The sequence below is a fragment of the Sorangium sp. So ce131 genome (assembly GCF_051519095.1).
In the GTDB taxonomy this organism is placed as follows: Bacteria; Myxococcota_A; Polyangia; order Polyangiales; family Polyangiaceae; genus Sorangium.
On sequence record NZ_CP150455.1, the window covers coordinates 7,564,020 to 7,582,872 of the forward strand.

An 18,853-nucleotide genomic window follows, 5' to 3' on the forward strand; every position below is an offset into this window, starting at 1 on the left:
CCAGCGAGGTTGGTCCCGATTGGATGCCGAATGCGCACAGGACCATTGTTCAAAGTAATGAATGTGTACTTCGCATGTCCAGATCTTTTTTTGAGCGGGGATAGGTTTTCGTTTCGCTCGGAGGCTGCTCTCGCCGCGCCCTGGCTCGCGTCGCGCAGGGCGCTGCGGAAGTAAGCAGCGGAGACGGAAGTGGCGACGGGTTCGGCTCGTCCACCACGCCCGCGAAGGTGGACTCGAATCGGTCCAGGACAACATATCTCCTTCGATGACCGGTTCATCCGCACGCCTGGCTTCTGCGGGAGCAGCGGGCCCGAGAGAGGCACTCTCCGGGGCGCGGCGCCATGCATCCCGGACGTCTCATCTCGAGCGCAATGAACGAACAGCACCCGGCGCGGGCTCGGGGCTCGCGTGGACCTCGCCCCGGCCCGTGGGGGGCGCGCCGGATCCTGGCGCTGCGGGGAACTTGGCCCACGCGCGCCCCCCCTGGCATCTCCGCGCGGTGCGATCGCGTCTCTTTCTCGCGCTCGCCGCCGCGCTCTCCGTGTGGGTCGCGCCGGCGACGGCTTCCCCGGCTCCTCGCGGCGTCCGCCACCTCCACGTGGCCGGCGGCGCGGTCCACGCCACCGTCGGCGCGTCGAGCAAGCCGGTGCGCCTCACGCTCGACCCCGAGCTCCAGCGCGCCGCCGAGCGCCTCCTCGCCCGCTCCGGCGCCCCCGAGGCCGCCATCGTCGCCTCCGACGTCCGCACCGGCCGCATCCTCGTCTGGGCGAGCCGCGGCGAGCGCGACTACGTCGCGACCCCGCTCGCGCCGAGCGCCAGCCTGTTCAAGCTCGTCACCGCGGCGGCGCTCCTCGAGGGGGGCAAGGTCAACATCGCCACGCCCGTCTGCTACACGGGCGGAGAGAGCGCCATCCGCGCGCGGGATCTGGAGGGGCGCGGCGACACCTGCACCGTGTTCGGCGAGGCGCTCGGCCGCAGCATCAACGGCGTCTTCGCCCGCCTCGCCAGCCAGCACCTCACGGCCGAGGATCTGCGCCGCAAGGCCCGCGATCTCGGCTTCGACGGCGAGGTGCCCATCGACGTCGCGGTAGCCCCGAGCACCATCGAGATCCCGGCCGACGCCCTCGGCCGGGCGCGCGCCGCCGCGGGCTTCTGGAGCGGCCGCCTCAGCCCGCTCGGCGCCCTGTTCGCGATGCAGACGATCGCCAACGACGGCGAGCGCGTCCCCTTCTCGCTGCTCGCGTCGCCGGGCGCCGCCGCCCGGGGCCGCGACGGCGCGGGACCACTCGCCGAGCGCGGCGCCGGCGGGCGCGGGCTCCGGCCGGACGTCGCGCGCACCCTCCGGTCGATGCTCGAGGTCACGACCCGGCGGGGCACCTGCGCCAAGGCGTTCCGCAAGCCGGACGGCACCCGCGCGCTCGGCGCGATGCCCGTCGCCGCCAAGACCGGCACGCTCGTCGGCGGCCGCCCGTCGCGGATGTTCTCGTGGTTCGCCTCGTTCGCGCCGTCCGATCGCCCCGAGATCGCCGTCTCGGTGATGCTGGCCAACGACATCACGTGGCGCACCAAGGCGAACCTCGTCGGCCGCGAGCTGCTCGAGATCTACTTCGGCCAGAAGCGCGCGGCCGGCCCCGTCGCCCGCCGCCGCTGACGCCCGCGCCCGCCGCCGCTGACGCCCGCGCCCGGCGAGGTCGAGCTGCGGCCTCATCTGGGATATCCTGCGGCGCGAACCGCATGGACGCCCGACGCCGCATACCCCTCCTCCTTCAACGCCTGCGCGAGGATCACCCCGACGCGCGCTACGAGCTCAACTGGGACACGCCGCTCGACCTGCTCGTCGCGACGATCCTCGCGGCGCAGTGCACGGACGAGCGCGTCAACCGGGTGACCGCGACGCTCTTCAAGAAGTACCCCACTGCGCAGGCCTACGCCAACGCCCCGACCGAGGTGCTCGAGGAGGAGCTCAAGCCGACCGGCTTCTTCCGCCAGAAGACCAAGACCGTCCAGGCCGCCTGCCGCGAGCTCGTCGCGCGCTTCGGCGGCAAGGTGCCGGAGACCATGGACGAGCTCACGTCGCTGCCGGGCGTGGCCAGGAAGACGGCGAACGTCGTGCTGAACACGGCGTTCAACCTCCCCTCGGGGATCATCGTCGACACCCACGTCGCGCGCGTCAGCGGGCGGCTCGCCCTCTCGAAGCGCGACAAGCCCGAGCAGATCGAGGAAGACCTCATGCGGCTCGTCCCGGAGGAGCAATGGACCTTCTTCGGCCCCGCCGTGGTCCTGCACGGCCGCTACACCTGCGTCGCCAGGAAGCCCAAGTGCGCCGAGTGTCGGCTCGGCGATCTCTGCCCGAAGGAAGGGGTCTGATCCGCGATGAAGATCGACCTCCCCGACTCGTGGCGCCGCGTGCTCGCGGGCGAGCTCGAGAAGCCCTACTTCCAGCAGCTCGCGCGGTTCCTCGAGGCCGAGCGCGGCGCGCACCGCGTCTTCCCGGCCGAGGAGGACGTCTTCGCCGCGTTCAAGCTCACGCCGTACGAGGACGTCCGCGTGCTCTTGCTCGGCCAGGACCCGTACCACGACGAGGGGCAGGCCCACGGGTTGTGCTTCTCCGTGCGCCCCGGCGTCCAGCCGCCGCCGTCTCTGGCCAACATGTTCAAGGAGGCGATCACCGACGTGCCGGGCTTCGAGGTCCCGCGCCACGGCTGCCTGAGCGCCTGGGCCGCGCAGGGCGTGCTCCTCTTGAACACCGTGCTCACCGTCCGCGCGCACACGCCCAACTCGCACAAGAATCAGGGCTGGGAGACGTTCACGGACGCCGTGATCAGGAAGGTCGACGAGCGGCCCGACGGGGTGGTGTTCGTGCTGTGGGGCGGCCACGCGCAGAAGAAGGCGAAGCTCATCGACGCGCGTCGCCACACCGTCATCAAGGCGGCGCACCCGTCGCCGCTGTCGGCGCGGAGCGGCTTCTTCGGCAGCAGGCCGTTCTCGTCCATCAACGCCGCCCTGCGCGCCCGCGGCGCGCCGGAGATCGACTGGCGGCTCCCGGAGATCGAGTAGCGCCGCGATGAGCCAGAAGCGGCGCGCCCTGCCCGTCGCCCCGCGCGCGACGCGGTACACCCCGGCCGTGCTCGAGGGCATCGCCGACGGCGAGCGCGCCGCGCTCGCGCTCTCGCTCGCCGACCGCAGCGAGGCCGGCGCCGTCCGGGCGGCGCGCGACGCGCTCGCGCGCGCCGAGGCGCTCGAGGAGGCCGCGGCCGCCGCCGAGCCGCCGGAGCGCCCGATCGCCTGCCGCGCCGGGTGCTCGACCTGCTGCGTGAGCAAGGTGCTCGTGATGGCGCCGGAGGTCCTCCGCATCGCGGCGCACCTGCGCGCCTCCCGGACCGAGGCGGAGCTCGCCGCGCTGCTCGATCACGTCCGGGCCGCCGACGCGGCGACGCGCGGCCTCTCCCGCCTCGAGCGCGCCGAGGCGAAGGTCCCCTGCCCGCTGCTCGACGAGCGCGGCGCGTGCTCGATCCACGCGGTCCGCCCGATCGTCTGCGCCGGCTGGAACTCCCTCGACGCCGCGGCGTGCGAGCGCCACTTCGCCGCCCCGGCGGAGGTCCCCCCGGCGCCCATGCACACCGCGAGCTACGAGGTCGCGAACGCCGTGCTCGCGGGCCTCGGCTGGGCCGCGAAGGAGCAGGGCCTCGACGCCGCGCCGCTCGAGCTCATCGCCGCGCTGCGCATCGCGCTCGAGCGCCCGAACGCCGGCGCGCGGTGGCTCGCCCGCCTCCCGGTCTTCGCGGCCGCCCGCGACGCCGAGTGGCAGGAGGACCGGCGCCGCGAAGGCTGACGCCGCGCCGCCGCCGGGCCGACACCACCCCACCGTTGGCACGGCGGAGAATCCATCTACTCTAGCCCGCCGCCGAGGCCGCCGCCGGCGCGGCGCCTCACGCAGCAACGCTACCAACCGACCTACGAAAGGAGTCTCCCATGAAGCTCTACGGACATCCCATGAGCACGTGTACGCGCAAGGTGCTGACGGTGCTCGCCGAGAAGGGCCACGCGGCAGAGCTCGTGGTCGTCGACCTGATGAAGGGCGAGCAGAAGCAGCCCGAGCACCTCGCGCGCCACCCCTTCGGCGTGATCCCGGTGCTCGAGGACGGGGACTTCTCGCTGTACGAGTCGAGGGCGATCATGCGGTACCTCGACCAGAAGCTCCCGGGGGCTCCGCTGACGCCGACCGAGCTCAGGTCGAAGGCGCTCATGGATCAGTGGCTCAGCATCGAGCAGTCGTACTTCTCCACGCCCGTCATCAAGATCCTCTTCCAGCGGATCTTCCTCCCGATGCGCGGCCAGCAGGGCGACGAGTCGATCGTCGAGTCGGCCACGACCGAGGTCGCGAAGGTGCTCGACGTGGCCGACAAGGCGCTCGCCAGCCGGGAGTACCTCGCGGGCTCGAGCTACTCGCTCGCCGACATCGCGTTCATGCCGTACCTCGGGAGCCTCGTGGCGTCGAAGGCCGAGGCGCTCATCGCGAGCCGGGAGAACGTCGCGGCCTGGTGGAAGCGCCTCAGCGCGCGCCCGTCCTGGGTCAAGGTCGCGGGCTGACCCGAGCCGCATGGACGCCGTGACCGACCTCGCCGCGGCCCGGGAGGCCGTGCGCCGCGCCGTCGCCGCGAGCTCCGAAGGGCTCGTGGGGCGGCGGGCGCTCGTCGAGCTCGTGGCGCTCTCGGCCATCGCCGGCGAGCACGCGCTCGTGCTCGGGCCGCCCGGCACCGCGAAGAGCGAGGCGGTCCGGCGGATCGCGCAGGGCCTCGGCGGCAACTACTTCGAGTACCTGCTCGGGCGCTTCACCGAGCCGAGCGAGGTCTTCGGCCCCGTGAGCCTGCGCCGGCTGAAGGAGGGCTTCGTCGAGACCGAGACCGCGGGGATGCTCCCCGAGGCCGACGTCGCGTTCCTCGACGAGGTCTTCCTCGGCTCGACCGCGATCCTCAACACGCTGCTCGGCCTGCTCAACGAGCGCCGCTTCCGGCGCGGGCACACGACGGTGGCGTGCCCGCTGCGCGTGTGCGTCGGCGCCTCGAACCAGCTGCCCGACCACGAGCACCTCGCGGCGTTCGCCGACCGCTTCCTCGTGCGCGTGTTCGTCGAGCCCGTGGGCGACCCGGAGCTCGAGGCGCTGCTCGAGGCCGCGTGGTCGCACGGGCAGGCGCAGCGCGCGCCCGAGGCCTCGCTCGCCGACCTCGACGCCCTGGCCGCCGCGGCGCGCGCCGCGGATCTCGCCGCGACGCGGCCGCTGCTCGCGCACGCGCTCCGGCGGGTCCGCGGCGCGGGCGTCGAGCTCACGGACCGGCGCGCCGCGCGCGTGCAGCGGCTCGTGGCCGCGGCCGCGGTGCTCGCCGGGCGCGGCCGCCCCGACGAGCGCGACCTCTGGCCGCTCGTGTTCGCGATCCCGACCGAGGCCGGGCAGCGGATCGCGCGCGACGCCCTGCGCGACCTGCTCGCGCCCTCCGAGAACACGAGCCTGCCCGCCGCCGCCGAGGAGGGCTCGCTCGGCCCGCGCGCCCGCGCCGCGCGCCTCGCCGCGCAGGCCGAGCGGCTCCTCGACGGGCCGCGCGGCGACGAGGGCGCGGGCGCCTTCCGGCTCAAGCTCGAGGCGATCGCGCGCGAGATCGACGCGGGGTTCTCCGCCGAGGCCACGCCGCCGGAGCTCGCGCGCGCCCGGGAGCGAATCGTCGAGCAGTTACGAGAACTTCCAGACGACGACGCGGAGGTCGCCGCGCCGCGATGAGCCTCGTGCCGGTCTCCTGGACGCCGCGCGAGCCGCCGCTGCCCGCGAGCGCCGTGGCGGCGTGGGGGGAGCCCGCCCGGGCGCTCGGCGCGCGGCTGCTCCGCCTGGACGACGCGTCGCTCGCGCGGCTGCGCGGCGCCGCGGGGCCGCGCGCGATCGTCGTGCTCGGCGACGCCGCGGACCTGCCGTGGGTCGACGGGGTGGTGTACCTCGGCACCGACGCGGACGCGCCCGCGCTGCTCCTGCCCACGAACGCGCGGCCGAGCGCCGGCGCGGCGCTCTTCGCGCGCGCGCTCGCGCGGCGGTTCCCGGCGGCGGCGCCGCCGATCGCGGTGCTGCCGGGGCCGGGGCAGCTCGTCCCGTGCGCGGCGGCGTCGCCGCTCGCGCGCGGGCGCGTCGCGCGCTGGCTGGCGGAGGCGCCGTGATCGCGCTGCCGCGCGCGCTCGCGCCGTGGAGCGCCGCGCTCGCGATCTTCCCGCGCGAGATCGCGCTCTCGCTGGGCGGCGTCGTCGAGAAGCTCTCGCTGCTCGTCGGCCCGCGCCCGCGCGCGGCGCCGGAGGGCGGCGCGGACGACCCCGACGGGCTCGGCGGGATCGGGCGGCGCGGCGCCTACGAGCGGCTGCTCGCGACCGACTGGGCGCTTGCGGAGGAGGTGCCGGACGAGTTCCTGCGCCGCGCCGCCGCGGCGGAGCTCCTGTTCGTCGAGCGCGCCCACCGGAGCCCCGCGGCGGCGCGGCGGTGCGTGGCGCTGTTCGACGCGGGCTGCGACCAGCTCGGCGCGCCGCGGGTCGTGCACCTCGCGGCGCTCGTGCTGCTCGCCCAGCGCGCGCGCGACGCCGGGGCGAGCTTCGCGTGGGGCGTGCTCCAGGACGAGGCGTGCGCGCTCGTCGAGGAGGTGACGGCGGCGAGCGTGCTCGCGCTCCTCGGCCGCCGCAGCGCCCGCCGGCCGAGCGAGGGCGACGCCCGCCGCTGGCGGTCCGCGCTGGAGGCGGCGGGCGGCGCCGGCGCCGCGAGGCGCGCGGGCGGCGCGGCCGGCGGGACGGGCGCCGGCGCGGGAAGCGCGGCGGCCGCGGAGACGTGGCTCATCGGCGCGCCGGCGGCGGCGCGCGCGTGCGCGGAGCTCGCGAGCCGGCGGATCGAGGTCGAGGACGGGCTGGATCCGCGCGCCCCCGCGGGCGTGGCGGTGCGCGTCGCCGGGGCCGGCGTCGCGCCGCGCGAGGTGCACCTCGCCCTGCCGCCCGCGGACGTCGCCGTGCGGCTCCTGCGCGACCCGTTCCAGGTCGCGACCGCGGTCCCCACGCGCGCGGCGGGCGCCGCGGTGGCGCCGGCGTCGAACATCGTGTTCGGGCAGGATGGGAGGCGGCTCTTCCTGTACGGCGAGCGCGGCGCGCTCGTGACGTTCCCTTTCCCCCAGTCGCCGCGGGTCGTCACCCCGCCGAAGCCGCGCCTGTTCTGCCCGCCGGGGAACCAGCGCCTCGCCGGCGTCGGCCAGACCCAGGGCCACCGCAAGACCATGCTCCTCACGCACGACGGCGGCGCGCTGTTCGTGCACGAGATGTCGAAGCGCGGCGGCGCGTCCGTGCGCAGCGCCGCCTTCGCCTCGGCGTGGGGCGGACCGCCGCCGTTCAACGATGTCGACACGAAGCTCGCGCTGCTCTGCCCGCTCGCGGAGAGGCTGCTCCTGTGCTGCGACCCGCGCGGCCGGCTCCTCTGCCTCGCGGGCAGCCAGGTGAACGTGCTCCAGGAGCGCGTCCTCGCCATCGCCCATCGCGCCAGCGACGTGGTGGCGATCACCGCGGACGACCCGCCGCGCCTGCTCACCTTCGCGACCTCCCCCGACGGCGCGGCGCTCAAGGTGAAGGAGGCGTCCGGCCCGCGCCGCGGAGGCTGCGAGGGCGCCGTGCTCGGCCCGACGGGCCTCGCGGCGCTCCAGACCTCGCCGCTGGAGTGGGCGGTGACGCGGCTCCAGGACGGCGCCGATCGCCGCGTCTCGGTCCGCGAGGGCGACGAGGTGATCGGCGTCGACGATCACGGCGGAGCGGCCGGGCCCGGCCTGATCGTCGTCGACCGGACGCGCACCCGCGTCGAGCGCGTCGGCGCGGCGGGCGCCGAGACGTGGGTGACCGCCGACGCGCCCATCGCGCACGCCAGCGCGAGCGTCGCGGGCCCCCAGGTCGCCTTCACGACCGCCGCGGGCACGCTGAGCGTCTACTCGATCGCGGCGCGCGCGCTCGTCCTGCGGGCGGCCCTGGAGGCGCGGTGAGGCCGCGGCGGCTCGTCCACCGCGGCGTCGTCCGCGCCGCCGGCTTCCTCGTCGACGAGGCGCGCGCGGGCGAGGCGGCGGCGCGGCGGCGCGTCGTCGCGCTCGCGCCCGCGCGCGTCCGGCGCATCGCCGCGGGCCTGCTCGTCGAGCTCCGCGCGCCCGCGTGGGTCGACTGCGCGCGCGCGCCCGGCGCGCCGCTCGTGGCGCTCGGCGGCGCGCTCTCCGCGGCGCCGCTCGACCGCGACGAGCTCGCGGCGCTCGCCCCGCCGGCGGGCGCGGCCCTGCTCGTCGTCGGCGGCGCCGTGGTCGTCGTCGGCCCGGACGAGGGGCAGCCCGAGGACCCGGCCGCGTGGCTCGACGTGAGCGCCTTCGGCCTCGCGGAGGTCGCGCCGCTCGGCGATCCGCTGGTCGAGCCGGCGACGGCGATCGCGGGGCCTCCCCCGGTGGACCTCCGCCGCGCGCTCGCGCTGGGCCCGCTGCCGCGCGAGGCCGCGCAGGTCGCGCAGGCGCTCGCCCGCGGCGGCGCGGCCGGCGCGCCGCCGCCGCCGCCGCCCCCGGAGCTCCTGCGCCGCGCCCTCGCCGGCGTGGCGCGCCTCGCGCGGGCGGTCGCCTTCCTGTCGGCGCTGCTCTCCCGCCGGCGCGGGCGGCCGGCTGCGAAGGGCGCCGTCGTGCTGGTCGCGCGGCGCGGGCGGACGCAGGGCGCCTGGCTCCGCCGGCTCGGGGCGGCGCTCCAGACCGCGGCCGCGCGGTGGCTGATCCGGGCGCGCCTCGCGCCCTTCGTCGGGCGGCGCCAGGCCGAGTACCTGGCGCAGACGCTGGACATGTTCGACGCCGGCGACCTCGACCGCGCGCTCCGGCACGCGATCCCGATCGCCGGCGGCCCCGGCGGCGCCGCGGGCCCGCCGGCGCTGACGGTGCCGACGCCGCGCGAGCAGCTCGGGATCGCGCTCGCGCAGACCGGAGCGGCCTCCTCCCTCTACCTCGGGGACGACCTGCTCTCCGCGCTCCGAGCGCGGTACCGCCGCGCGCTCGAGCGCCTCGCCGCGGAGGGCCGCCACGAGGAGGCGGCGTTCGTGCTGGCCGAGCTGCTCGGCGCCAGCGAAGAGGCGGTGTCGTTCCTGGAGCGGCACGGGCGGCTGCAGCTGGCCGCGGAGCTCGCCGAGGGGCGGGAGCTCGCGCCGGGGCTCGTCGTCCGCCAGTGGATCCTCGCGGGCAACGCGGACCGCGCCGTGCGCATCGCGCGCCGCACCGGCGCCTTCGCGGACGCCGTCGCCCGGCTCGAGCCCGCGCACCGCGAGCGGGCCGCGGCGCTGCGGCTCCTCTGGGCCGATCACCTGGCCTCGGCCGGCGCGTACGCCGCGGCGGCGGACGCCGCCTGGCCCGTCGAGCCGGCGCGCCCCCTGGCCGCCGCGTGGATCGATCGCGGGATCGAGGTCGGCGGCCTGACCGGCGCGCGCATGCTCGCCCGCAAGGCGCGGCTCGCCCCCGAGGCGTTCGCGGACGTCGCCGCGCGGGCGCGGGCGCTGCTCGACGACGACGGCGCGGAGGCGCGGCTCGCGCACGCCGCGTTCGGCCGGGAGCTGCTCGAGGGCGCGCCCACGCCGGAGACGCGCCTGCTCGCGCGGGCCTGCGCGCGCGCGCTCCTCCCTCGCCGGGGCGAGCCGGCCGAAAAGCGCCTCGTCGAGCGCCTGCTCGCCGCCGCCGGCGACCCGCTGCTCGCGGCGGACGCGCGCGGGCTCGCCGGCGGCGGCGCCGCGGCGCCGGACGACGTGCGGCTCTCCGCCGCGTCGAGCGCCGCGCGCGGCGCGAACCGGCGCGACCGCGACGGCGACCTCGTGGTGCTCGGCGCGGAGGGCGATCCGCGCGAGGGCGACGGGAGCGCCGGGCGCGCGCTGCCGTGGCGCGGGGCGCTCTTCGCGGTGCTCGACGGATCGAGCGGCGTCGACGCGCAGACGACGCCGTCGGAGCTGGTGGCGCGGGAGGTGCTCGACGAGCTCTCCGCGAGGCCGGTCGCGGCAGACCTCCTCGGGGAGCGGCTCGGCGAGGCGCTCGCGGCGGCAGGCAGCGCGCTCTGGCGGAAGGTCCAGTGGCTCGATTCCATGGAGGTGTGGGGTTATCGCTGCGCGGCGACGGTCGTCGCGCACGCGGCGGACCGCCTCTGGATCGCCCACGTCGGCACCACGCGCGTGTACCTCTTCCGCGCCGGCCAGCTCTTCCGGGTGACGCGCGATCACACGCTGGTCGAGGACCTGCTCGCCAGCGGCAAGCTCACGGCCGCGGAGGCGGAGACGTCCGAGTACCGCAACATCATCACGAAGACGCTCGGCGCGGCCCAGGCGGTGGAGCCGGACGTCCTGTACGTCACCTTGTGCCGCGGCGACCGGCTGCTGCTCTGCACCGACGGCGTCCACCGCGCCGTCGACGACGGCGCGATCCGCGCGTTGCTCGCGAGGCACGCGGATCCGCGGCAGGCGAGCAAGGCGCTCGTGCAACGAGCGCGCGCGCAGCAGGGGCAGGCGCGGGATCCTGCGGGGCAGGCGCAGGCCGAGGACGACGCCACCGCCGTGGTCGTGGACTTCAGCGGACGCGGCCTCCCCGTGGCGCTGCCCGAGGTGGACGTGCGGCCGGTGCGCTGCGCGGACGCGCCGGCGAGCCGGGTCGTCGCGCGCCGCGCCGGGGACGCCGGCGCGCTCCCGGTGCTGGACGCGGCCCTCTTGCCGGGCGGCCGCGCGCTCGTCGCGCTCGGCGAGGCGGGGGTGCGCCTCCTGTCCCCTGACGGCAGGACGCTGGTCCATTTCGCGCAGCCCGCGCACCGGCTCGTGATCTCCGACCACGGCGATCGCGCCCTCGCGCTCGCCCCGCGCGGCGAGGCGCACCGGATCGCGCGGATCGACCTCGTCGGGCGCCGCGCCCGCGCGTGGTGCGACGCGCGCCTCGCGTGGTTCGCCGCCGACTTCGACGGCGCCGTGTGGTTCGTCGGCGCGCAGGGCGGCGCGCACGCGATCGACGCGCTGGACGACGGGTGGCAGGCGCTCTTCCGCCTCGACACGCCGGGCGGAGGCGCGGGCGCCGTCGCGCGCGGGGCGCGCGCGTGCAGCTTCCTCGCGGGCGCCGAGGTGTGGACGTACGAGCTGCCCGCGCTCTGCATGAGGGCGCGCTGGCAGGTCGAGGCGCGCGAGGCGCTGCGCGGAGCGGCGCTCTCTCCGCGGGGCGTGGTGGCCGCGTGGAAGGCCGGCGAGGACGGCGGCGCGCTGGAGGCCGGGCTGCTCGAGCAAGGCAGACCCTGGCGAGCGCTGCCGCTCAAGGCCACGCGGCCCGAGGGCGACGCGGCGGCGTCGGACGAGCTGGCCGCGTTCGCGCACCGGTCGGACGCGGGGTGCGAGGTCGTGGTCTTCGGCGTCGCGCGGTGGGTGGAGCGGGCGCGCGTCGCGCTCGAGGGCGCGACCGCGGTGCGCCTGCGGCTCCAGGGCGACCGGCTGGTCGTCGCCGACGACCGCGGGAGGCTGCTCGCCCTCGCGACCGACAGCGGCGAGGTCGTCGCCGAGTGGCGCGTGTCGTGAGCGCGGGGCGCGCGGGCCTCCTCGGGCGGCTGCGGCGCCCGCTGCGCGCCTTCCCCGCGCCCCCCGGGCCTCCCGCGGCCAGCGACGCCGGCGTGGGCCGCCGGGAGCGCCTCGCCCTCGGCGCCGTGCTCGCCGTCGCGCTGCTCGTGCGCCTCCTCTACCTCCACGAGCTGCGCGGGGACGTCCTCTTCGAGAACCCGCCGCTCGACGAGGAGCGTTACGCCACCGCCGCGCGGCGCCTCCTCGGCGGCTCCCCCTTCGACCGCCGCCCCTTCTGGCAGCCGCCCGGCATCCTCTTCGTGCTCGCCGCCGCCTTCCGCGTCGCCGGGGACGGGCTCTACGCGCCGCGGCTGCTCCAGGCGCTCGCCGGGACGGCCGCGTGCGCGCTCGCCTGGGCCCTCGCCCGGCGCCTCTTCGGCCCGCGCGTGGCCGTCGCCTCGGCCGCCGTCGTCGCGCTCCACGGGCTGCTCGTCTTCGCCGGCGGCGAGCTCCTCCCCGCCGCGTGGGCCGGGCTGCTCGACCTCGCGGCGCTCGTGCTCCTCCTCGACGCGCCGAGGAGCGTCCTCCGGGCCGCCGCGGCCGGCGCCCTCCTCGGCCTCGCCGCGCTCTTCACGCCCGTCGTCCTCCCCTTCGCGGCGCTCGCGGCGCTCGTGCTCTTTCGCACCCGCGAGCGCCGCGTCGTCCCGTGGGTCTTCGCCGCGGCCGTGCTGGTCCCCCTCCTCCCGGTCGCCGCGTACAACTATCTCCGCTCGGGCGAGCTCGTGCTCATCTCGACGAACGGCGGCCTGAACTTCTTCCTCGGCAACAACGACCGTTACCTCGAGACGCTCGCCATCCGCCCCGGCCCGCGCTGGACCGAGCTCACCCAGGAGCCGTGGCGCGCCGCGCGGATCTCCGAGCCGGGCGCGGCGTCCTCGTGGTTCTTCCGCCGCGGCCTCGCGTTCTGGGCGGCCCACCCGATCGACGCGCTCGGCCTCTATCTCCGCAAGCTCTGGCTCTTCTTCCACGCGGTCGAGATCCCCCGCGACACCGACCTCTACGCCGTGCGCGCCGAGTCGCGCGTGCTCCGCGCGCTCGTCGGCCCGCGCGCGACCGGCTGGCCCGACGTCGCGCTCCTCCCGCTCGCGCTCGTCGGGATCGCCGCGAGCCTGCGGGATCGCGCGCGGCTGCTCCTCCCCCTCGCCTTCGTCGCCGCGCAGGCGGCGGTCTACGCGTTCTTCTTCGCCTCGGCCCGCTACCGCGTCCCGAGCGTCCCGGTCCTCGCGATCTTCGCCGCCGCCGGCGTGGCCGCGGTCGCGCGGGCAGCGCCGCGGGCGCGCGCGGCCCTGATCGCGGCCGCGGCTGCCCTCGCGCTCGCCTGCGCGGTCCCCGTCCCCGAGGCGACGATGACGCCCGCGGGCGAGCGCGACCTCTACCGCGGCCTCGCGCACCGCCGGCTCGGCGACGTGGACCGGGCCGCCGTGCACCTCCGCCGCGCGGCGCAGGCGGACCCGGGCGACCCGCGGCCGTGGCTCGAGCTCGGCAACACGCTCGACGCGCTCGGCCGGACCGTCGAGGCGGCCGACGCCTGGGAGCGCGCCGCCGCGCTCGACCCGTGGGACCTCGCGCCGCGGCGCATGGCGTCCGCCGCGCGCGCCCGCGCGGGCGACCGGGCCGGCGCGATCCGCGCGCTCGAGGCGAACATCGCCGCGGGCAAGCGCGCGCCGCAGGACTACGCGGTCGAGCACATGCAGCTCGTGGCGCTCCACCTCGACGGCGGCGACACCGACGCCGCGCTCCGCGCCCTGCGCGCCGCCGCCGCGGCGAGCCCGGGCCACGCGCGCTCCCGGGCCCGGGAGATCGCGCGCGCGCACCGCGCGACGCTCCCCGACCCGGCGTTCTGGGCGGCCTTCGACGCGCTCGTGAGGTGACGGCGCGGCCGCCCCGGGCGCGGCCCGGCGGTCAGGGCTTCCGCCGGTGGAGCGTCAGTCGGCCGATCCGCCGCTCGACGGCGTAGTCGCGGGCGACCAGATCGCGCAGCTCGGGGAACCGCTGCAGCGTCCCCTGCGAGTCGACGGGCTCGAAGGCGTTCGTGTCGCCGTTGCCGACGATCACGTAGGCCGGCGGGTCGATCGCGAGCTGCCGGAGGAGCGCCGCGCGCCGCGCCTCGAGGCCGGGGATCCGCGCCGAGAGCGGCGCCTCGGTGAGCATCAGCTTGTGGAACGCGTAGGGCGTCGTCGGGTGCCGATCGGCGAGCGCGTAGATCCCGGGAGAGAACGCCCAGACGAGGATGCCCTCGTCCGGGCGCGTCTGCTCCCGGACGACACGCGCGGCCTCCTCCTCGGTCACCATCGAGAAGGCGCCGGGCTGGATCGCACGCAGGTAGCCGGGTCGGCTCGTCCGCCCGGCGAGGTGGGCGGCCCCGGGCGCGTACGCTTCCCACCACGCGGCGCCGCTCCGCGCCGCGAGCAGGGCGACGGCGGCGAGCGCAACGACCGCCGCCGCGCGGGCCCGCCCGCGGCGGCGCGCGGCGCGCAGGGCGGCCGCGACGCCGTACCCACCCGCGACCGCGAGCGGCGGCGCCGCGAGCAGGTAGTGGTACCCCGCGAGCTGCCGCTGCGCGGCGATCGCGGCGAAGGTCGCGCAGGTCCACGCCGCGAGCCACGACGCCTCGCGCGCACGGCGGCGGGCGAGCGCGAAGAGCCCCACGGCCGCCGCCGCGAGCGGCAGCGCGGCGACGTCGGCGAGCGTCGCCGCGAGCCGCGGGAGGACAGAGCTCCACGGCGGCGCGATCAGCGCCGCGTACGCGCGCTGGTGCGCGAAGACCGCGCCGGTGAAGGCCCCCGCCGCGCCGTGCGCGCCGAACCACGCGAGCGCGGCGGCCCAGGGGACCGCCGCGCCGGCGAGCAGCCATCCGACGCGCCGGAGCGCTCCGAGGCCGCGGGTGTGCGCGACGAATACGATCGCCCAGGCCGCCGCGATCGCGAGCGCGGGGACCTTCATCAGGCCGGCGACGCCGGCGAGCAGTCCGGAAGCGAAGGCGAGCCGCTCGCGCCCCAGCGCCCGCAGCGCGAGCCACGCCGACCCGATCATCGGCAGCGCGAGGATCTCCTCGGCCTGCGCGCGCGACCAGAACCCGCCGAACCCCGGCGCCCAGGCGAAGGCGAGGAGCAGCGCCGCCGAGGCCACCCCCGCCGCGCGCCCCCACGCCCGGGAGGCGCAGCGGCAGGAGAAGGCGAGCGTCGCCGCGAGCCACGCCCCCTCGAGCCAGAAGAGCGCGCGGGGGAGCTCGTCCGGCACGAGCGCGAGCAGCGAGAACCAGTACAGGAACAGGGGCGGCTTGCTGTCGAAGAGATCGCGGTACGGCAGCCAGCCGCGCGGCGCCCAGCGGCCGAAGCACGCGAAGAGCCCCTGGTCCGGCCCGAGCGGCTCGGGCAGCCGGATCGCGAAGACGATCACGAACAGGACCGCGAGCGCGATCCCCGCGAGCGTGGCGCCGCGGCGAGGGGGCAGGAAGGGGCGCAGGAGGCGGCGCGACACGGCGCTCGTGGGGGCGAGGCCCGGCCAGCCCCTCGCGGGGCCGGCCGGCTTCGGATCGGGCGTTGGGGGTCCGGACTAGATCAGTGGCAGCCCGGCGACCAGTTGTGGAAGCCGAGCGAGCTGCAGGAGCCGCCCGTCGTGGATTGCGAGCTGTCGTGGTAGATCGCGTTCCCCTGGAGCTCGGCGTCGTCGTTGCAGTTGTGCGCGCCGCCGTTGACCGAGGTGCTGTCCCAGTCGTAGTGCGTCGTGCAGCCGCCGTTCGACGAGCCGGTGCTCGTCGACGTCTCGGAGTAGAAGAAGCGGGTGTGCGTGCCGTCGTCGGTGCGGAAGCCGCTCATGGTGCAGTGGGTGGCCATCGACGACGAGCTGGCACAGGAGCCGTGGTTGCAGCTGTCGGCGTTGAAGACGATGCTGCTCGACGTCCAGCCGCGGAGGTGGACCCCGGTGTGGTTTCCGAGCCCGCCCGCGAGGTTCTTGTTCCGGATCCGGTAGTCCCACTTCACGACGGAGCTCCCGCCGCTCACCACGTTCACCTGCGGGGAGAGCGTGCCCTCGATCGTCGTCGGGGCCGCCGGCGCGTCGTTCGTGAGGCCCGGCTTCTCGGGGGCCTCCTCGACGCCGAGCCCGATGTCGATCCCGGTCAGGCGGAGCTGGTCGAGGCTCTCCGGCAGCTTCAGCTTGCGGAACGCGGGGACCGCGGCGCGCATGAGCTGGATGTCCTTCACGCGGCCTGCCTCGTCGAAGCCCTCGACGTGCGGCATCGCCCAGCTCGCGTCGATGAACGAGTCGCCGCCCATCCGCATCTGGAAGATCTGCCCGTTCGCGTCGCGGACCAGCGCGTCGACCTGGTAGGTCGGGAGCTCGGGATTCGCGGCCAGCTCCTCGGCGCTCGGCGGGATCTCCATCTTCGGACCGAGGCGCATGTCATAGGTGATCGTGCGGCCGTCCTTCTCGAACTTCACGACGAGCTTGCCGGCCGCCTCGTCCACCTCGACGATGTCGAGGCGCTCGCCGGCCACCGACTCGGCGGCGTCATCACCCGGCTCCAGCGCGGGACCACAGGCGCCGGCCAGGGACATGAGACCGAGCGCACTCAGGATCGCCACCGTACGCAGCTTGTTCATAAATAGTCTTTCCTTATGGGGTGTGGTGGCATGAGGCGCACGATCTCGTCGCGCCCCCCATGCGCCGGCCCCGCAACCTCGCGCGGAGCATCAACGCCGCGAGAACAGCGGAACTGTGTCCCACCGTACGGACGTACCTCTCGGGGCTCAAGTTAAGTTTTGTGTGCGTGATGCCCTGTTTCGTCCATGCGGGGGCGTGACGATTTCTTGACGGCTATTTGTCGGGATTCGACGCGTTCGTGCGGCCTGACGCCAGAAGCCTTGCATCCCTGCGTGCGCGGCCACGCGGATGCACTCTGCGCATCACGCGGACGAAACAATGGCAGAGGGAGAGATCGATGAGCGCCCGGCAAAGGAATCGACGTCGAATTGATGCGACGCTGTGGACATGAACGCGGCGCTCCTCACTCCGCGTCGAGCGCGACGCCGACCCGCACCGACGCGCTGGCCTTCTCTCCCACGTAGAGGAGCAATCCCTGGCAGAGCACGCCGCCCTTGAGCCAGTCGCGGTTCTCCGCGGTCCGCCCGTCGAGGAGCGTCGCGCCGGCCTCCAGCACCCGGATCGCGACCTCGCCGCGCACCAGCTCTCCGGTGGTGACCGGCAGCCGCGCGATGGGCTCGCCTCGCGTGGCCGGATCCTGGGTGAAGGGGATGCAGATCTCCTCGCCCGTGGCGTTGCGGCGCATGCAGGCTTGTGCGGCCGGGTGGGTCTTGGCCATGTCCTCGCTGAACCTGCTCTCGCCCTCGGGCCGCCGGGCGACACCGGTGAGCCGCAGCCACCAGGAGCGATCCGGGAGCGGGGCGTCCTCGCACGGCGCGGGCTGGCAGGTCATCCCTTTGGCGAGGCAGTCGCCCTGTTTTCTGCAGCACGGCGTGACCTCGAGCGGCTTCGGAGGGTCGGCCGCGGGCGGAGGGTCGGGCCGCACCGGCGCCGAGCTTGGCGCCGCGGGGACGGTCGGGAGCGCCGCCTCGTCGGCCTCCGGCTCGGCGCGATTGGCGAGCATCGCCGCGCCTGCGGACGCGGCGACCCCGAGCGCCAGCCCCAGCGCGACGAGGAGCGCCGAGCGCGCCGTCTTGCCGGGCGGCTGGGCCTCGTGGCGGGGCGGCGCGGGCGCGGCGTAGGTGCTCGACGTGGAGACGGGCGTCGCCGCGGACCGCCGCGCGCTGACGGACGGAGGCGACGGTGTGAACGTCGGGGCGGAGGGCCGCACGGCCGCGGAGGGCGGCGACGGCATCGGCGTCGTGCGGTGCGGATCGCTGGTGCGGTGCGGGTCGCTGGAGCGCGGTCCGGCTGAGGAGGTCCGCGCGGGGTGCACCTGGAACTCGGTCGGCCCGAGGTGCAGGTCCGTCGCGCTCGCGCGCGACGGCGCGGCGTACGGCGGCGCGGCGTGCGGCGGCGCGGCGTACGGCGGAGCGGCGTGCGGCGGCGCGGCGTACGGCGGCGCGGCGTACGGCGGCGCGGCGTGCGGCGGCGCGGCGTGCGGCGGCGCGGCGTGCAGCGGCGCGCCAGGTCGAGGCCGCGCCGCCGCCGCGGCGGCCTCGACCCTGGGCAGCAGCGCGGCGCCGCTGGCGGGCCGCTGCCGCGGCTGGATGGCGAGGCACACGCGGAGGACCTCGGCCCAGAGGGCGTCCGGCGCGGGCGGCGGCCAGGGGCGATGTCCCTGCTCGGCCGCGAGGTAGGCGTCGACGAACGCCTCGACCGGCGCGTCCGGCGCGAGCCCGGTCGGGTGGGCTCCGCAGACGAGCTCGCACGCGAGCACCCCGAACGCGAACACGTCGCGTGCGAACCCTTCGCGCAGCGGGAGCCATCGCCCCGGGGCGAGCAGCTCGGGCGCCATGTACGCCACGGTGCCGATGACCGAGCCCGTGGCGGTCAGGGGCCTCGGGTTGCCCGCGGGCGCGGCGATCCCGAAATCGATGAGCCGCACGCCGCCCGGGACCTCGGCCGCGCCCCAGAAGGCGTCGGTGACGAGGACGTTGGCGGGCTTCAGGTCGCGGTGGACGAGGCCGAGGCCGTGGACGTGGGCCAGCGCGGCGGCGAGCTGCGCCAGCGCGGCGCCGCGCTGGGCGAGCGACATGCGCGCCGCGGCGCCGGTGAGCGCCTCGCCCTGCACGAAGTCGAAGACGAGCCCCACGACGCCCTCCGCGGGCACCTCGAAGAGCGCGCGGCAGGGCACCAGGGCCGGATGCGCGGCGCCGGCGACGGCCCGCGCCTCGCGCCGGGCGCGCTCCGCCGCGGCCGCGTCGAGGTCGCCGAGGAAGAACAGCTTGAGGGCGCGGAGGCTGCCGTCGAGCGGATCGTGGACCTTCCAGACGGCGCCCTGCCCTCCACGGCCGAGGGGCTCGATCAGGGTGTAGCGATCGACGCGGACGCCGGGGTGGAGGTGCACGAGGCCATTGCTACCGCAGGGGGCGGGTGAACAGAAGGGGTGAGGCGGATGAGGCTGGACCGGCGGGCGGGGCGCCGCGAGCGGGAGGCGATGTCGTGACCGCTGGCGGGCTCCGCCGGCGGCAGAGCCGCGAGACGGATCCGGGACGTGTTCCAAGCGATTACAGCGCTGGCCCGGATCTGACTGCCCTCTCGAACGAACTCGACCCCTCCTGCATGAATGAA

Annotated in this window: 13 protein-coding genes; 10 read left to right on the forward strand and 3 right to left on the reverse strand. The window is 76.5% G+C overall.

All coding sequences use genetic code 11. From position 1 onward, the window contains the following. Positions 1–499 precede the first annotated feature (499 nt). The 10 genes from WMF43_RS27520 (at position 500) to WMF43_RS27565 (ending at position 13,506) form a co-directional block, all read left to right on the forward strand. Positions 500–1,651 carry a penicillin-binding transpeptidase domain-containing protein gene (locus WMF43_RS27520; protein ID WP_437668953.1) on the forward strand — a complete coding sequence of 384 codons (1,152 nt, stop codon included), beginning with the start codon at positions 500–502 and terminating at the stop codon, positions 1,649–1,651. 83 nt (positions 1,652–1,734) lie between these two features. Further along, on the forward strand, positions 1,735–2,367 hold the full coding sequence (nth, locus tag WMF43_RS27525; RefSeq protein ID WP_437668955.1) for an endonuclease III: 633 nt from the start codon (positions 1,735–1,737) through the stop codon (positions 2,365–2,367). Positions 2,368–2,373: 6 nt separating this feature from the next. Next, positions 2,374–3,057, forward strand: a complete 684-nt coding sequence (gene ung / locus WMF43_RS27530) for a uracil-DNA glycosylase (RefSeq protein WP_437668957.1) — start codon at positions 2,374–2,376, stop codon at positions 3,055–3,057. A 7-nt stretch (positions 3,058–3,064) separates the two neighbouring features. After that, positions 3,065–3,832, forward strand: a complete 768-nt coding sequence (locus WMF43_RS27535) for a YkgJ family cysteine cluster protein (protein WP_437668959.1) — start codon at positions 3,065–3,067, stop codon at positions 3,830–3,832. A 140-nt stretch (positions 3,833–3,972) separates the two neighbouring features. After that, a complete protein-coding gene (locus tag WMF43_RS27540; protein ID WP_437668961.1) occupies positions 3,973–4,590 on the forward strand; it encodes a glutathione S-transferase family protein in 618 nt (205 codons plus the stop codon). A 10-nt stretch (positions 4,591–4,600) separates the two neighbouring features. Next, positions 4,601–5,773: an AAA family ATPase gene (locus tag WMF43_RS27545; protein ID WP_437668963.1), complete on the forward strand. Its 1,173-nt coding sequence runs from the start codon at positions 4,601–4,603 to the stop codon at positions 5,771–5,773. After that, positions 5,770–6,198, forward strand: coding sequence for a hypothetical protein (locus tag WMF43_RS27550; RefSeq protein WP_437668965.1), 429 nt, complete (start codon positions 5,770–5,772; stop codon positions 6,196–6,198). Before WMF43_RS27545 ends, WMF43_RS27550 begins: the two co-directional genes overlap by 4 nt. Next, a complete protein-coding gene (locus tag WMF43_RS27555; protein ID WP_437668967.1) occupies positions 6,195–8,036 on the forward strand; it encodes a hypothetical protein in 1,842 nt (613 codons plus the stop codon). Before WMF43_RS27550 ends, WMF43_RS27555 begins: the two co-directional genes overlap by 4 nt. Continuing rightward, positions 8,033–11,596 (forward strand): bpX6 domain-containing protein, encoded by a 3,564-nt coding sequence (locus WMF43_RS27560; protein WP_437668969.1) that lies wholly within the window; start codon positions 8,033–8,035, stop codon positions 11,594–11,596. The genes WMF43_RS27555 and WMF43_RS27560 overlap by 4 nt, the downstream gene beginning before the upstream one ends. Then, positions 11,593–13,506 (forward strand): glycosyltransferase family 39 protein, encoded by a 1,914-nt coding sequence (locus tag WMF43_RS27565; RefSeq protein ID WP_437668971.1) that lies wholly within the window; start codon positions 11,593–11,595, stop codon positions 13,504–13,506. The genes WMF43_RS27560 and WMF43_RS27565 overlap by 4 nt, the downstream gene beginning before the upstream one ends. Positions 13,507–13,537: 31 nt before the next feature. Here the strand turns inward: WMF43_RS27565 and WMF43_RS27570 are convergent, their stop codons facing one another. From WMF43_RS27570 to WMF43_RS27580, 3 genes are all read right to left on the reverse strand, one after another. Then, on the reverse strand, positions 13,538–15,115 hold the full coding sequence (locus WMF43_RS27570; RefSeq protein WP_437668973.1) for a hypothetical protein: 1,578 nt from the start codon (positions 15,113–15,115) through the stop codon (positions 13,538–13,540). Between the two features lie 80 nt (positions 15,116–15,195). Further along, positions 15,196–16,239 carry a hypothetical protein gene (locus WMF43_RS27575; protein ID WP_437668974.1) on the reverse strand — a complete coding sequence of 348 codons (1,044 nt, stop codon included), beginning with the start codon at positions 16,237–16,239 and terminating at the stop codon, positions 15,196–15,198. A gap of 404 nt (positions 16,240–16,643) precedes the next feature. After that, positions 16,644–18,629, reverse strand: a complete 1,986-nt coding sequence (locus tag WMF43_RS27580; protein ID WP_437668976.1) for a protein kinase domain-containing protein — start codon at positions 18,627–18,629, stop codon at positions 16,644–16,646. Between the last annotated feature and the right edge of the window lie 224 nt (positions 18,630–18,853).

Bases quoted from the DNA above. Each gene is read 5' to 3' on its own strand.
- nth (WP_437668955.1), top strand. From the start codon at position 1,735: ATGGACGCCCGACGCCGCATACCCCTCCTCCTTCAACGCCTGCGCGAG.
- ung (WP_437668957.1), top strand. From the start codon at position 2,374: ATGAAGATCGACCTCCCCGACTCGTGGCGCCGCGTGCTCGCGGGCGAG.
- WMF43_RS27535 (WP_437668959.1), top strand. From the start codon at position 3,065: ATGAGCCAGAAGCGGCGCGCCCTGCCCGTCGCCCCGCGCGCGACGCGG.
- WMF43_RS27540 (WP_437668961.1), top strand. From the start codon at position 3,973: ATGAAGCTCTACGGACATCCCATGAGCACGTGTACGCGCAAGGTGCTG.
- WMF43_RS27545 (WP_437668963.1), top strand. From the start codon at position 4,601: ATGGACGCCGTGACCGACCTCGCCGCGGCCCGGGAGGCCGTGCGCCGC.
- WMF43_RS27550 (WP_437668965.1), top strand. From the start codon at position 5,770: ATGAGCCTCGTGCCGGTCTCCTGGACGCCGCGCGAGCCGCCGCTGCCC.
- WMF43_RS27575 (WP_437668974.1), bottom strand. From the start codon at position 16,239: ATGAACAAGCTGCGTACGGTGGCGATCCTGAGTGCGCTCGGTCTCATG.